This window comes from Pseudarthrobacter sp. NPDC080039, from assembly GCF_040702335.1.
GTDB lineage: Bacteria > Actinomycetota > Actinomycetes > Actinomycetales > Micrococcaceae > Arthrobacter > Arthrobacter enclensis_A.
This window is the reverse complement of the sequence record NZ_JBFBKY010000002.1, coordinates 176322-191383: the sequence shown is the minus strand read 5'-3', so window position 1 is coordinate 191383 and position 15062 is coordinate 176322. Positions and strand designations below refer to the sequence as shown.

The 15062-nt window shown below is 65.6% G+C and carries 15 protein-coding genes; 13 read left to right on the top strand and 2 right to left on the bottom strand.

Annotated features, from left to right (window positions below; all coding sequences use genetic code 11):
- Nucleotides 1–92 precede the first annotated feature (92 nt).
- The gene (locus AB0313_RS02805) at nt 93–554 is read right to left on the bottom strand and encodes a succinate dehydrogenase hydrophobic membrane anchor subunit (protein WP_141940547.1); all 462 of its coding nucleotides are present in this window, start codon (nt 552–554) and stop codon (nt 93–95) included.
- Nucleotides 555–557: 3 nt separating this feature from the next.
- Entirely contained in the window at nt 558–938 is a 381-nt protein-coding gene (gene sdhC, locus AB0313_RS02800; RefSeq protein WP_081620212.1) for a succinate dehydrogenase, cytochrome b556 subunit, read from the bottom strand.
- A gap of 291 nt (nt 939–1229) precedes the next feature.
- Between sdhC and AB0313_RS02795 the strand changes: the two genes are divergently transcribed.
- The 13 genes from AB0313_RS02795 to AB0313_RS02735 all read left to right on the top strand — a co-directional run bounded on the left by AB0313_RS02795 (nt 1230) and on the right by AB0313_RS02735 (nt 15021).
- The gene (locus AB0313_RS02795; RefSeq protein ID WP_141940548.1) at nt 1230–2363 is read left to right on the top strand and encodes a mannose-1-phosphate guanylyltransferase; all 1134 of its coding nucleotides are present in this window, start codon (nt 1230–1232) and stop codon (nt 2361–2363) included.
- 99 nt (nt 2364–2462) lie between these two features.
- Entirely contained in the window at nt 2463–3680 is a 1218-nt protein-coding gene (locus AB0313_RS02790; RefSeq protein WP_141940549.1) for an amidohydrolase, read from the top strand.
- 109 nt (nt 3681–3789) lie between these two features.
- Entirely contained in the window at nt 3790–4224 is a 435-nt protein-coding gene (locus AB0313_RS02785; RefSeq protein WP_307303284.1) for a MarR family transcriptional regulator, read from the top strand.
- Between the two features lie 27 nt (nt 4225–4251).
- Entirely contained in the window at nt 4252–4683 is a 432-nt protein-coding gene (locus AB0313_RS02780; protein ID WP_141940551.1) for an organic hydroperoxide resistance protein, read from the top strand.
- Nucleotides 4680–5696 (top strand): NADP-dependent oxidoreductase, encoded by a 1017-nt coding sequence (locus tag AB0313_RS02775; protein WP_307303287.1) that lies wholly within the window; start codon nt 4680–4682, stop codon nt 5694–5696. Before AB0313_RS02780 ends, AB0313_RS02775 begins: the two co-directional genes overlap by 4 nt.
- Nucleotides 5697–5951: 255 nt before the next feature.
- Nucleotides 5952–7064 (top strand): BMP family ABC transporter substrate-binding protein, encoded by a 1113-nt coding sequence (locus AB0313_RS02770; RefSeq protein ID WP_141940553.1) that lies wholly within the window; start codon nt 5952–5954, stop codon nt 7062–7064.
- Nucleotides 7065–7290: 226 nt separating this feature from the next.
- Entirely contained in the window at nt 7291–8886 is a 1596-nt protein-coding gene (locus AB0313_RS02765) for an ABC transporter ATP-binding protein (protein WP_141940554.1), read from the top strand.
- A complete protein-coding gene (locus tag AB0313_RS02760) occupies nt 8879–10276 on the top strand; it encodes an ABC transporter permease (RefSeq protein ID WP_366303420.1) in 1398 nt (465 codons plus the stop codon). Before AB0313_RS02765 ends, AB0313_RS02760 begins: the two co-directional genes overlap by 8 nt.
- Nucleotides 10273–11793: an ABC transporter permease gene (locus AB0313_RS02755; RefSeq protein WP_366303418.1), complete on the top strand. Its 1521-nt coding sequence runs from the start codon at nt 10273–10275 to the stop codon at nt 11791–11793. The genes AB0313_RS02760 and AB0313_RS02755 overlap by 4 nt, the downstream gene beginning before the upstream one ends.
- 5 nt (nt 11794–11798) lie before the next feature.
- The gene (locus AB0313_RS02750; protein WP_141946176.1) at nt 11799–12206 is read left to right on the top strand and encodes a cytidine deaminase; all 408 of its coding nucleotides are present in this window, start codon (nt 11799–11801) and stop codon (nt 12204–12206) included.
- On the top strand, nt 12203–13519 hold the full coding sequence (locus tag AB0313_RS02745) for a thymidine phosphorylase (RefSeq protein ID WP_141940557.1): 1317 nt from the start codon (nt 12203–12205) through the stop codon (nt 13517–13519). Before AB0313_RS02750 ends, AB0313_RS02745 begins: the two co-directional genes overlap by 4 nt.
- A gap of 6 nt (nt 13520–13525) precedes the next feature.
- Nucleotides 13526–14155: a VTT domain-containing protein gene (locus tag AB0313_RS02740; RefSeq protein WP_141940558.1), complete on the top strand. Its 630-nt coding sequence runs from the start codon at nt 13526–13528 to the stop codon at nt 14153–14155.
- A gap of 134 nt (nt 14156–14289) precedes the next feature.
- Complete coding sequence (locus AB0313_RS02735; protein WP_141940559.1) at nt 14290–15021, top strand: DedA family protein; 732 nt, start codon at nt 14290–14292, stop codon at nt 15019–15021.
- Nucleotides 15022–15062 lie beyond the last annotated feature (41 nt).

Sequence of the window (15062 nt, the reverse complement as noted above, 5' to 3'; positions counted from 1 at the left end):
CTCAAAATTCGCTATGAAACAACGGGGCGGCTTTGCCTGCTCCGCAAAACAGGGCCCGCGGCAATGCCCGCGGGCCCGGGGTGGTGCCAGTGCTAGGCAGGGCAGAATCCGCCCGGAAGGGCGACGCCGTTCACCACGGGGCACGGGTTGAAGGTAAAGATCACCAGCGTGCCAAGGAGGATGATGACCACTGCGGCCGCATAGAGAACCGTCTTCAGCCAGCGGCGGGTGGACGTCTTCTCCGCGTAGTCGTTGATGATGGTGCGGACACCGTTGGTGCCGTGCAGCATGGCCAGCCACAGCATGGCAAGGTCCCAGAACTGCCAGAACGGGTCAGCCCACTTGCCGGCCACGAACCCGAAGTCGATGGCGTGGATGCCCTCGCCCACCATGAGGTTCACGAACAGGTGGCCGAAGATGAGGACCACCAGCACCACGCCGGAGAGGCGCATGAACAGCCAGGCGATCATCTCGAAGTTGCCCTTGGCGCCGCCGCTCCGGCGGTACTGGGGGGCGATCCGCCCGCTGCGGGGGCTCTCGATCGTTGCAGTCATGGCTTAGTGACCTCCGAGGGCGAGGGACAGGTGGCGGATGGAGAAGGCGACCATGGTCACAACCCAGAGGGCCAGTACTGCCCACAGCATCTGGCGCTGGTACTTGGCACCCTTCTTCCAGAAGTCGACCGCAATGATCCGCAGGCCGTTGAAGGCGTGGAAAACGATGGCGGCGACGAGGCCGGTCTCGCCCAATGCCATCAGCGGGTTCTTGTAGGCGCCGATGACAGCGGTGTAGGCCTCCGGTGACACACGCACCAAGGAGGTGTCCAGCACGTGGACCAACAAGAAGAAAAAGATCACTACACCGGTAATGCGGTGTCCTACCCAGGACCACATGCCTTCACGGCCGCGGTACAAGGTGCCAGCTGGTTTTGTCGGCACTGATAAACCTCCCTGCAACACAGCGGCGCTGGCATGAGATCCATGCGGGGGGAACGCCTGCTGCGAGAGCACTCGTAGCTCAGGCCTAAATCTAGGCTCCGCTTACAGCTTATTCAATTTAGACGTTCGTTGGTGCCCAGTGCTGGTGCGGATTTTCGCCCTAAATGAGACCAACACCACACCATTGGCCGCATTTGGACCCGGCGGCGGGGCGAATCACGGTGCGCCGGTGACATCACGGCCGGTGTCATCACAGGAGCCACTTGCCCCCCTTCGGCTAAAGTAGCCGTGATGAGTACAGACAAAGTGACAAGCCCGGCTTCACCCCTTGACCGCTTCATTGCGGTGATTCCGGCAGGCGGAGTGGGGACCCGCCTCTGGCCTCTGTCACGAGCAGCAGCTCCCAAGTTCCTTCACGATCTCACGGGATCCGGCAGCACTTTGCTGCGCGCCACATATGACCGCCTGCACCCGCTGGCTGGCGACCGGATGCTGGTGGTGACCGGCAAGGCGCACCGTGAAGCGGTGTGCCGCCAGCTTCCCGAGGTCCACGACGCCGACCTGGTCCTTGAGTCGGAGCCCAAGGACTCGGCCGCAGCCATCGGCCTTGCCGCGGCGATCCTGCATGAGCGCGATCCCGACACCATTATGGGTTCCTTCGCCGCTGACCAGGTGATCAGCCCGGATGCGCTGTTCCAGCAGGCTGTCCGCGAGGCGATCCACACGGCCGCCGCGGGCAAGATCGTCACCATCGGCATCAAGCCCACCCACCCCTCCACCGGTTTCGGCTACATCCGTTCCGGCAAGGCATTGAATGTCGAGGGAGCGCCGAGCGCCCATGACGTGGTGGAGTTCGTCGAGAAGCCCGACGAGGTGGTGGCCCAGCAGTACGTGGACAGCGGCGACTACGTGTGGAACGCCGGCATGTTCGTGGCGCCCGTCTCGCTGATGCTCAAGCACCTCGAGGCCAACCAGCCCGAACTGTTCCAGGGCCTGCAGGAAATCGCACGCGCCTGGGACACCCCGCAGCGTGACGAGGTCACCGCCCGCATCTGGCCCACCCTGCCCAAGATCGCCATCGACTACGCAGTGGCCGAGCCCGCCGCCGAAGCCGGGGACGTCGCCGTCGTGCCCGGGTCCTTCCGCTGGGACGACGTTGGCGACTTCGCCTCGGTCGGCCGGCTGAACAGCGCCAAGGAAGTGGACGACGTCACCGTCCTCGGTGAAGGCGCCCGCGTCTTCACCGAGAACTCCAGCGGCGTGGTGGTCACGGACACCAAGCGCGTGATCGCGCTGATCGGCATCCAGGACGTCGTCATCGTCGATACCCCGGATGCCCTGCTGGTGACCACCATGGCCAATTCCCAGCGGGTAAAGGCCGCCGTGGACGCTCTGAAGGCAAGCGGGGACACGGACGTTCTTTAGCCGGCACAACCTGCCGGCGCCGCGCGTGCCGGCAGGTTCCGATGTAATGCTGCGTCAGTGAATGGGTGCTAAAGCGGGCACCCTCGCTAGAGTGAAGCAGTGCGCAATTACACTACTGAAGCCGAGCCCACCGCTTTGGTGGCTCCGTGGCTCGAACCGCTCCTGCCGGAACTGATCGAATTCCGGAGGGACCTCCATGCGCACCCGGAACTGTCCTTCAAGGAATTCCGCACCACTGAAAAGCTGGCCGAGCGGCTCGAAGCGGCCGGCCTGTCCCCACGCCGCCTGGAGGGCACCGGCCTGACGGTGGATGTGGGCGAAGGCCCCATTGCCACCGCCCTCCGCGGTGACATCGACGCCCTGCCCATCATCGAGGAAACCGGCCTGCCGTTCGCGTCCAGGAACCACGGCGTGACCCACGCCTGCGGGCACGACGTGCACACCACCACCATGCTGGGCATTGCCCTGGTCCTGCAGCGGATGCACCAGGAAACGCCGCTTGGCGCCACCGTCCGGATCATCTTCCAGCCGGCCGAGGAAACGATGCCCGGCGGAGCGCACTCCTGCATCGAGCAGGGCGTCCTGGAGGGGGTTCCCCGCATTCTGGCGCTCCACTGCGACCCTCGGATTGAAGTGGGCAAGGTGGGAACGCGCATCGGTGCCATCACCTCGGCCTCGGACACCATCCGGATCGAACTCTCCGGCCGGGGCGGGCACACCTCACGTCCGCACCTCACCGAGGACCTGGTGTTCGCTTTGGCCCAGATCGCGGTCAACGTCCCTGCGGTGCTGTCCCGCCGGGTGGATGTCCGCAGCGGCGTGTCCGTGGTGTGGGGCCAGATCACGGCCGGCTCCGCACCCAACGCCATCCCCGGCACCGGCTACATGGCAGGCACCATGCGGTGCCTGGACCGGGACGCCTGGCACGCTGCCGGTGAACTCCTGGACGAGGTGGTCCACCAGGTGGCGGCGCCCTACGGCGTGGACGTGCACCTGGAGCACACCAGGGGAGTGCCCCCTGTAGTGAACTCCGAGCATGAGACCGCCATTATCGAGGCTGCCGCCCGCGCTGAAATCGGCGAGAACGCCGTGGTGCTGACCCCGCAATCCATGGGCGGCGAGGACTTTGCGTGGTTCCTGGCCGAACTTCCCGGAGCGATGATGCGACTGGGCACCAAAACCCCGGGCGGCGAGGACTACGACCTCCACCGCGGCGACTACATCCTGGACGAGCGGTCGCTGGGCATGGGCATCCGCGTCCTCGCCGCAGCAGCCCTGCGCACCGTCCGGGACCTCGAGCAGGCGCCGGTTCCCTAGCCGGGACACTGTCCTCGCCAGCCGCGCTAGAGGTACGACGGCGGGCGGCCCGCGCCAGCGCTGCGCCAGTTAAGTTGTGCACAATTTAGTTGTGCGATACGTTGTTGTTATGACCGAAGCGCCCCGCCTGGACCGGCAAGTATGTTTTGCGCTGTACTCGGCGTCCCGCGCCGCCACCGCTGTCTACCGGCCCATCCTTGAAGAGCTCGGACTCACCTACCCGCAGTACCTGGTGATGCTGGTGCTGTGGGAAAACGAACCACGCGGCGTGAAGGAACTCGGCGGGGAGCTGGGGCTGGACTCGGGCACACTGTCGCCGCTGCTCAAGCGGCTGGAGGCACTTGGGCTGGTGGAGCGCCGGCGGTCCGGCGAGGACGAACGCCGAGTGGCCATCCATCTGACGCCTGCTGGGCGCAGCCTCAGCGGGCCGGCAAGTGCCATTCCCCAGCGGCTGGCAGACGCTGCCGGCCTTTCCCTCGACGAACTCGAACAACTGCGGACCACCCTGGGCAAGCTCACGGCCGCACTGCATGAATCGCTGTAACCATCCACCAACAGGACGGACATCCCAATGAAGACTCTTTATACGGCCGAGGCCCTTGCCTCCGGCGAAGGGCGCGACGGCACTGCGCGCAGCAACGACGGCCGGCTGGCAGTTGACCTGGCAAGCCCCGTCGAACTTGGCGGCAACGGCCAGGGCACCAACCCTGAACAGCTCTTCGCCGCCGGATACGCAGCGTGCTTCCACTCCGCGCTGCGGCTGGTGGCCCGCAAGGCCGGCGCCGACCTCACCGACTCGGCGGTGGCGGCGAAGATCCATCTGGGGCAGCTGGACGGCGGGGCCGGCTTTGGGCTGGCCGCAGAGCTGGAAATCGCCCTTCCGGCCCTGGACCTGGCAACCGCGGAGGACCTGGTGGCCAAAGCGCACCAGGTCTGCCCTTATTCAAACGCCACCCGCGGCAACATCAATGTCGACCTCAAGATTCTGGAGTACGCAGCATGAGCACAGCACTGGCAACCACAACCCGTGAAATCCGGCTGGCCTCCCGTCCGGTGGGACGCCCGGGCGCCGACAACTTCGAGCTGGCAGAGTCCCCGCTTCCCGCGCTCGAGGACGGCCAAATCCTGGTGCGGAACCTCTTCATGTCCGTGGATCCCTACATGCGGGGCCGGATGAATGACGTGAAGTCCTACGCCGCCCCCTTCGCCGTGGGCAAGGCGCTCGACGGCGGTGCGGTGGGCGAGGTGATCGCGTCCCGTTCGTCCGCACACAAGGAGGGTGACGTCGTCGTGCATTCCCTCGGCTGGCGGGAGTACGCCGTGGTTGACGGCGCTGCCGCCACCCTGGCCCGCACGGACCTGGCCCCGGCTTCGGCGTTCCTGGGGGCCCTGGGCATGACCGGCCTGACGGCATACTCAGGGCTGCTTAAGGTTGCGGAGTTCAAGCCGGGCGACGCCGTGTTCGTCTCCGGTGCCGCCGGTGCCGTGGGCTCCCTGGTAGGCCAGATCGCCAAGGCCATGGGCGCGTCCCGCGTGATCGGCTCCGCCGGTTCGCCCGCCAAGGTGGCGCGGCTCCTCGAACTTGGCTTCGATGCCGCCTTCGACTACCACGATGGTCCCGTGGTGGAACAGCTGCAGAAGGCCGCCGGCCCCGCCGGCATCGACGTCTACTTCGACAACGTCGGCGGCGAACACCTCGAGGCCGCCCTGTCAGTCCTCAACGTCGGCGGCCGGGTGGCAATGTGCGGTGCCATCGCGCAATACAACTCCACCGAACCCACGCCGGCGCCCCACAACCTGATGCAGGCGATCGGCAAGCAGCTCACGCTTCGAGGTTTCCTGGTAGGTGGACAGCGGCAGCACGCGGCAGAGTTTGCGGAGAAGATGGCCGCCTGGCTGGCGGACGGGACGGTGCGCTACGACGAGACCATCGTGGACGGCCTGGAGAACGCGCCGCAGGCGTTCATGGACCTTTTGGACGGCGCGAACACCGGCAAAATGCTGGTCCGGCTGTAGCCAGCCCAACCATTGGCAGCCAGTAAGGGCACCGCGCTTAGCGGTGCCCTTACTGCATGGTAACAACTTGTAAACAATCTCCCGGATGGGCTCCCGACGTGCTATGGCGACGTGGCGCAGGCCACTAAAGTAAGTGCCGTCAGTGCGCTCCGGCGCAGTGCTGCGTGCCTTCAGTGAAAACAGAATTTCAGCGCCGAAACGGACACTCATTGAATTCCAGCCCGTAGCGCCACTCGCATCATCCCTGGAGGAAAATTGAAGAAATCACTGCGTGCCGGCTTCAAGCGCGGTTCAATGGCCGGCGTGGCCACCGCAGGTGCCGCGGCCTTCCTGCTGGCCGGATGTGGAGCACCGCCGTCCTCGTCGGGGGGCTCAAGCGCTGCGCCCAAGTCCGATTACACCGCATGCATGGTCTCTGACTCCGGGGGCTTCGACGACAAGTCGTTCAACCAGTCCGGCTACGAGGGCCTGCAAAGTGCGGTCAAGGACCTTGGCATCCAGGAGAAGCATGTCCAGTCCAAGGCTGACACCGATTACGACCCCAACCTGCGCTCCATGGTGCAGCAGGGCTGCAAGCTCACCGTGACCGTCGGCTTCCTGCTCGGCGACGCCACCAAGTCCATTGCCACGGCCAACCCGAACAGCCACTTCGCCATCATCGACTACAACGACCCCACGTTCCCCAAGAACGTCAAGCCGATCGTCTATGACACCGCCCAGGCTGCTTTCCTGGCCGGCTACCTGGCAGCCGGCACCTCCAAGACCGGCAAGGTGGCAACGTTCGGCGGCATCAACATCCCCACCGTGACCATCTTCATGGACGGATTCGCCGACGGGGTGAAGTACTACAACGAGAAGAAGGGCAAGAACGTCCAGCTCATCGGCTGGGACAAGGACAAGCAGGACGGCACCTTCGTCGGTGACTTCAAGCAGGTCGACAAGGGCAAGGTCCTGACCCAGGGCTTCCTTGACCAGGGCGCCGACATCGTCCTCCCCGTGGCGGGTCCCGTGGGCGGCGGTGCAGGCAGCGCGATTCTGGATGCGAAGTCCAAAGGTAAGGACGCCAAGCTCATCTGGGTTGACTCGGATGGCTACCTGACTGCCCCGGATTACAAGTCCGTGATCCTGTCCTCCGTCCAGAAGACCATGGCCACCGCTGTGGAATCGGTCATCAAGGACGACAAGGACGGCAAGTTCGACGCCTCCCCGTACATCGGAACCCTCGCAAACGGCGGCGTGGCCCTGGCTCCGTTCCACGATCTCGATTCCGCCGTGCCGGCAGACCTGAAGAGCGAACTGGACCAACTCAAGAAGGACATCATCTCCGGCACCGTCAAGGTCGAGTCGAAGTCCAGCCCCACCAAGTAAGCACCGAACCGCGGGGCGCGCTGCCCTTCCGCCGTTACCCCGGCCGGAGGGCAGCGCGTTCTGTTTTGCCGGCAACGTACGGTTGCCAGCACCATGCCGGCGGTCCTTTTTGCCGCCTGCCTGCCCTGCCCAGGAACCACACGTGACACTAGGCTGGGACTACCCGCTGCCTTGCCGCCCACAGCGCGCCGGAGCAGATCCATACACACACAGATTGGTTGGGGTTTTGAAACTCGAACTGAAAGGGATCACGAAGCGATTCGGGTCCCTGGTAGCCAATGACCACATCGATTTGGTCGTCGAACCGGGGCAGGTGCACTGCCTCCTGGGAGAGAACGGCGCAGGCAAATCCACCCTGATGAACGTGCTCTACGGACTGTACGATCCGACCGAGGGTGAAATCCTGGTCGATGGCAAGCCTGTCGTCTTCAAAGACCCCGGCGAGGCCATGGCGGCCGGCATCGGGATGGTCCACCAGCACTTCATGCTCATCCCTGTCTTCACAGTGGCCGAGAATGTGGCGCTGGGAAATGAGACTACCAAAGCCGCCGGCCTGCTCAATCTGGAAGCCACGCGCGAGAAAATCCGCCGCATCTCGGACCAATACGGGTTCGACGTCGACCCCGACGCCATGGTGGAGGACCTGCCGGTCGGCGTCCAGCAGCGGGTCGAAATCATCAAGGCGCTGGTTCGTGATGCCGAGGTGCTCATCCTCGACGAACCCACTGCCGTGTTGACGCCGCAGGAGACCGATGAACTCCTGGACATCATCCGGCAGCTGAAGCGCGATGGTAAGTCGATCGTCTTCATCTCCCACAAACTGCGTGAAGTCAAAGCCATCTCGGACACCATCACGGTCATCCGCCGTGGCAAGGTGGTCGGGCAGGCCGACCCGACGGCTTCCCCCACCGAACTGGCGTCCGCAATGGTGGGCCGCACCGTGAGCCTGACACTCGACAAGGCGCCGGCCAAGACCGGTGAGGTGACGTTCAAGGTCCGCAACTTGACCGTGACGGACCACAACGGCCAGCACGTGGTCGATGACCTGTCGTTCGACATCGCCAAAGGCGAAGTTCTCGCCATCGCCGGAGTACAAGGCAACGGCCAGACGGAACTGACCGAGGCGATTCTTGGCGTGCAGCCGCACGTGGCCGGGTCCATCACGCTCGACGGGGAGGAACTGCTGGGAAAGAGCGTCAAGCACGTCCTCGGGGCTGGGGTGGGCTTCGTCCCCGAGGACCGGACCCTTGACGGCCTGGTGGGCACGTTTACCATCTCCGAAAACATGATCCTGGACCTCTACGACAAGGCACCCTTCGCGCGCGGCGTGGGGATGAAGCCGGGCGTGATTGCGGACAACGCCGCCAGGAAGGTCGAGGAATTCGACGTCCGCACCCCGTCCGTTTCGGCCGCGGTGGGGACCCTCTCGGGCGGCAACCAGCAGAAGGTCGTGCTGGCCCGCGAACTCTCGCGTCCGCTGCGCCTGTTCATCGCTTCGCAGCCCACCCGCGGGCTCGACGTCGGCTCGATTGAGTTCGTCCACAAGCGCGTCATCGCAGAACGTGACCATGGAACGCCGGTCATGATCGTGTCCACGGAACTTGACGAAGTACTGCAGCTGGCAGACCGCATCGCGGTGCTCTACCGCGGCCGGCTGGTCGGGATCGTACCCGCCACCACGTCCCGCGACGTGCTGGGCCTGATGATGGCCGGTGTCCCGGCCGCAGAAGCCGAAGCCAGCGCCTCCGCCCATGCCTCCGGCGCCACGACCACAGCGGCGGTTTCGGAGCCTGCCGGCCACGAAGGAGAATCCCATGTCTGAGAAGACAACCCCGGAACCGCAGGCGCTAGGCGACGACAGCGCCCATGTGGCCGCCGACACCCAGGTGCCGGGCGGCACCACCGCCGAGGCTGTCGCCTCCGACGTCGTGCTGGACACCGCAGGCGGCCAGATGCCGCCGTCCGCCGTTCCGGCAGCCACCCAGCGACGCGGCCGGGACCATGACCGGGACGGCGGCGGATCCGTCCTGCACCAGATCTTCACTGGCAACGCCATGGTCTCCTTCCTCTCCGTGCTGCTTGCCATCGTGCTTGGCGGCATCCTGATGGCAGTGACCAACCCCAAGGTCGCCGTCGCGGCCGGCTACTTCTTCGCCCAGCCCGGGGACCTCCTGACCGAGGTCATCCGTCCCTACACTGCCCTCGTGCAGGGGTCCATCTTCAATTGGGCCGGCGCTGACCTGGCCGCCCAGCTGTATCCGATCACCGAGACCCTCACCGTCGCAACCCCGTTGATCTGCGCCGGGCTCGGCGTCGCGCTGGCATTCCGCGCCGGCCTGTTCAACATCGGTGCCCAAGGGCAGATCATCTTCGGGGCGCTCTTCGGCGCCTACATCGGCTTCGCCTGGCACCTGCCCATCGGCCTGCACCTGCTTCTCGTCATCCTGGCCGGTCTGGTCGGCGGCGCGGTCTGGGGCGGCGTTGTGGGCCTGCTGAAGGCCCGGACCGGTGCGCACGAGGTGATCGTGACCATCATGCTCAACTACATCGCCAACTTCCTGCTGCTGTTCCTGCTCACCACCCCGGCTTTCCAGCGCAAGGGTTCCACCAACCCGATCTCACCGTTCCTGGACTCCACTGCGCTGTTCCCCGAACTGCTCGGACCGCAATTCCGCCTGCATGCGGGCTTCCTGGTTGCCATAGCGGCCACAGTCCTGGTCTGGTGGCTGCTCAACCGCTCCACGATCGGCTTTGAGTTCCGGGCAGTCGGCGCAAATCCCAGCGCCGCCCGCACCGCGGGCATCAACGTCGCCCGCAGCACCATCCTGGTCATGGCGATCGCCGGTGCCCTGGCCGGCCTGGCCGGCGTGGCCCAGGTGTCCGGCACGGAAAAGTACCTTTCCGGCGGTGTCGCCGCCTCCATCGGGTTTGATGCCATCACGGTCGCACTGCTGGGACGCTCGACGCCGTGGGGAACCTTCTTCGCGGGCCTGCTGTTCGGCGCCTTCCGCGCCGGCGGCGTGGCAATGCAGGCCCAGACGCAGACACCGATCGACATCGTGCTCGTCATCCAGTCCCTGATCGTGCTGTTCATCGCAGCACCCCCGCTGGTCCGTGCGATATTCGGACTCAACCCCCGTAAGAAGAAGACCACCACAAGTGGGACCGCAGGTTCGCGTGCCGGCGGCGTCAAGAGCGGAGCGGCAGCATGAGCGCCACCACACAATCTCCCGCCGGCAAACAGCCAGGCACCGAAAAGGGAACCGGCAAGACAACCGGAGCAAACCGTGCCGGCAGCCGGGGAGGCACAACGGAACTGGTGAGCTGGAAGGCCGGCGTCGGCCTGGGCCTGCTCGCCATCCTGGGCACCGTGCTGTTCGGGTTCCTGGCCAACACAAAATCTGCCGGCTTCCGGATCGCCGAAGCCCGTGATCCGAACGCCTCCTCCACCGCAGCGTGGATCACCCTGGCTGTGGCGCTGGCGGCCGCCGCCTACGTCGGCTTCCGCTGGATCAGCCAGCGGCGCGAGGGCGGGGGAGTGGACCGCTGGATTCCCGCCACCACTATCGCTGCCATCGTCGTCCTGGGCCTGGCCGCCCTGGGCGTCGCCCGGGTCGAGAAGATCACCGTTCCCTCGATGGTGTTCGGCTGGATCTGCTCGGTCCTGCTGCTTGCCCTCGCCGCCTACGCCTGCTTCCTGACCGTACAGCGAAGGAAGGTCCCCGCCTGGGTGGGCGGAAGCTTCGCCGTCGTCTTCCTCGCCGGGTTCATGATCTGGATCGTGGCGGGCGGACGGGACCCCGAGCCGTCCATCTCCCTCGCAGGGCTGATGGCCGGCGCCGTCACCCTGGCTGTGCCGCTGGTGTTCGGTTCGCTCTCCGGGGTGCTCTGTGAACGGGCCGGCGTGGTCAACATCGCCATCGAGGGCCAGTTGCTGCTGGGTGCCTTCTCCGCCGCCGTCGTGGCCACCGTCACCGGCAACGTGTACGCGGGCCTGTTCTCCGCTGCTGTCGCAGGGGCGCTCGTGTCCCTGGTCCTGGCCGTGGTGAGCATCAAGTACCTCGTCAACCAGATCATCGTCGGCGTGGTGCTCAACGTCCTGATCAGCGGGCTCACCAGCTTCCTGTTCTCAACATTGCTGACCGCGGACCCCGAGCACCTGAACAAACCCGGACGGCTGCAGGCCGTGGACATCCCGTTCCTTGCCGACATCCCTATCATCGGACCTATCCTGTTCCGCCAGTCCCTTGTCGGCTACCTCATGTACGTGGCTGTGATCGTCGTTTACGTCGGCCTGTTCCACACCAAGTGGGGCCTGCGGGTGCGTGCCGTCGGTGAACATCCCCAGGCAGCGGACACGGTGGGCATCAACGTCAACCGGACCCGGTTCATCAACGTCCTCATGGGCGGTGCGATCGCTGGAATCGGCGGTTCCTTCTTCACCCTGGTGTCGGTGGACGCGTTCAGCAAGGACATGTCCGGCGGGAGGGGCTACATCGCGCTGGCCGCCATGATTTTTGGGCGCTGGAACCCCATCGGGGCGTTCCTGGCCGCGTTGCTGTTCGGATTCGCCGACAACCTTCAAAGCATCATCACCATCATCGGCTCACCGGTGCCCAGCCAGTTCATGGCAATGCTGCCCTACGCCCTGACCGTCATCGCGGTGGCCGGACTGGTGGGCCGCTCCCGGCCGCCCGCCGCCGACGGCATACCGTACGTCAAGGGGTGACGGCCGTGGAGGACACGGGAACCGTGGACTGGGCAGCCCTTGAGGCGGCTGCCGTCGCTGCCATGAAGAACGCCTACGCCCCATACTCCAAATTTCCGGTGGGCGCTGCGGCGCTGACCCGGGACGGCCGGATCGTCAGCGGCTGCAACGTGGAGAACGCCAGCTACGGACTGACCCTGTGCGCCGAGTGCGCCCTGGTGGGCAACCTCCAGATGACCGGCGGGGGCAGGCTGCGGGCCTTCTACTGCGTGGACGGGGCGGGAAACATCCTGATGCCCTGCGGACGCTGCCGGCAGCTGCTGTACGAATTCCGTGCCCCGGACATGCAGCTCATGACCACCCAAGGCATCAAAACCATGGACCAGGTGCTGCCTGACGCCTTTGGTCCCCAACACCTGGAGGAGACCCGGTGACTGAGAGCAAAGCCGAAGCGTTCGACGCCGTCGACATCATCCGCACCAAGCGGGACAAAGGGACGCTGAGCCCGGAGCAGATCGACTGGACCATCGACGCGTACACGCGGGGAGCCATCGCCGACGAGCAGATGGCAGCCCTGAACATGGCCATCCTGCTCAACGGGATGGACCGAACCGAGATCGCACGGTGGACCGCCGCCATGATCGCTTCGGGTGAACGGATGGACTTCTCCAGCCTGCGGCGTCCGGACGGCGGCCTGAAGTACACCACTGACAAGCACTCCACCGGGGGCGTGGGTGACAAGATCACCCTGCCGCTGGCTCCGCTGGTGGCGGTTTTCGGCGTCGCAGTACCGCAGCTGTCCGGGCGCGGACTGGGACACACCGGCGGCACCCTGGACAAGCTGGAATCCATTCCGGGGTGGCGGGCCAACCTCAGCAATGACGAGATCATGGCCCAGCTCCAGGACGTTGGTGCAGTGATCTGCGCCGCAGGCGCCGGCCTGGCGCCCGCTGATAAGAAGCTCTACGCGCTGCGGGATGTCACGGGCACAGTGGAAGCGATTCCCCTGATCGCGTCCTCAATCATGAGTAAGAAGATCGCCGAGGGGACGGGCTCGCTGGTCCTGGACGTCAAGGTGGGCAGCGGAGCGTTCATGAAGGATGAGGCCCGGGCCCGGGAACTGGCCGAGACCATGGTGGCCCTGGGCAAGGACGCCGGCGTCAACACGGTGGCGCTGCTGACCAATATGAACACGCCACTGGGCCTGACTGCCGGCAACGCGATCGAGGTGGAGGAGTCCGTCGAGGTCCTGGCCGGCGGCGGCCCGGAAGACGTGGTGGAGTTGACCGTCCGGCTCGCCGAAGAGATGCTCTCCTGCGCAGGCGTGCGGGACGCCGACCCCGCTGCTGCCTTGAAGGACGGCCGTGCCATGGACGTCTGGAACAGGATGATCTCCGCCCAAGGCGGAGACCCCCATGCCGCCCTTCCGGAGGCCAGGGAATCCGACGTCGTCTACGCCCCTGCCGACGGCGTGCTGGTGGAACTCGACGCGCTCGCCGTTGGCGTGGCGGCCTGGCGCCTCGGGGCCGGCCGTGCGCGCAAGGAGGACAGCGTCCAGGCCGGGGCGGGTGTGCGCATGCACGCCAAGCCCGGTGCCACCGTCCGGGCCGGTGAACCCCTGATGACGCTGTTGACCGACACCCCTGACCGGTTCGCTCGGGCACGGGAAGCCCTGGAACACGCCGTGGTCATCGCGCCGGAAGGCTCGCGGCCCGCCCAGCAGCTGATCATCGACCGCATAGCATAGGTATCAATGCAGGCCATCAACGACTTCATCCTCGCCGCAGCCGGACAGCCGTGGGTGCTGGTCCTGGTGCTGGCCTGCTGTGTCATTGACGGCTTCTTTCCGCCGGTCCCCAGCGAATCGGTGGTGGTGGGCCTCGCGGCCGTAGCCGCCACTGCCGACGTTCCCAGCCCGCTGCTCCTTGCCCTGGTGGCCGCAGCCGGCGCCTTCACCGGGGACAATATTGCCTATCTTCTTGGCCGGCGCGTAGGCACCAGGCGCTGGGCATGGATGCGCGGGCCCCGCATGCAAAGCGCGTTCCGCTGGGCGGGCAGGGAATTGCGGAAACGGCCCGCGTCGCTGATCCTTGTGGCCCGCTTCATTCCAATCGGCAGGGTGGCAGTCAACCTGACCGCTGGAGTGACCCATTATTCCCATCTCCGCTTCGCGGGGCTGACCATCCTTTCGGCCGGCCTTTGGGGCGGATACTCCGTGGCCATAGGGCTCTTCTTCGGCCAGTGGTTTGAGGACAACCATGTACTGGGGGCGGCCATCGCCATCATCTGCGCGGTGACGCTTGGGATTGTGGTGGACCTGGTAATCAACAAATTCCGGGGCAAACCCAACGTGGTGGAACGCATCCGGGAACCCGGCACCTGACAGGCTCGTTAAACAGGGCGATTCCCTGCATCAGGGCGTAGCGGACAGCGCCCCCGCCGTGGGACACTTAGGAACGATTTCCGCTTTGGCTGCGGCACTTTAGCTGTGTCATTTTCATACAGGAGCAACACCGCGTGGAGTTTATTAATGAGGCCGTGCTCCATGCAGCGGGCCAGTGGTGGATTTACCCGGCGCTGCTGGTGTTCTTCTTCGTGGACGGCTTCGCCATGGTGGTCCCCAGCGAGACCCTTATCGTGGCGCTCGCGGCTTTCTCGCGGCACAGCGGCGAACCCAACCTCTGGATCCTGGGTATCACCGCCCTGGTGGGTGCCATTGCCGGTGACAACATGGCCTACATGCTCGGACGCAAGATCGGCCTGGAGCGGTGGGGATGGATGCGGCGCCCCAAAGTACGGAAAGTGTTTGCCTGGGCCCGTTACGAGTTGGAGAAGCGCGGCGCGGTGCTGATCTTCACCGCCAGGTACATTCCGTGGGGGCGCGTTGCCGTCAACTACGTAGCCGGCAGCACAGGCTTCTCCCACCGCAGGTTCTTCGCATTCGACGCCGTCGCCTGCCTCACGTGGGTGGGTTACTCGCTTGGCATCGGCCTGCTTGCCAGCTCGTTCCCGTGGCTGCACCACAATCCGTTGCTGAGCGCGGGCATCGCGGTGGTGTTCGCGATCGTCCTGGGAGTCCTCATCGACCACCTGCTGCGCTGGTGGCACAAGCGGCTCGGCCGGAACGACGGGCCAGATACGGACAGCTGGAGCGAGGGAACCTCCGGCTCCGGCTCCGGCAAGGACGGACGTCCCGGCACCCATGCCCTGGTGGTGCCGTCGGCAGAGGCCGGTCCCGCGGCCAAGTAGCCGCCGGCTTTGAACGGCTGGCTTTGAACACCGGCCCACCC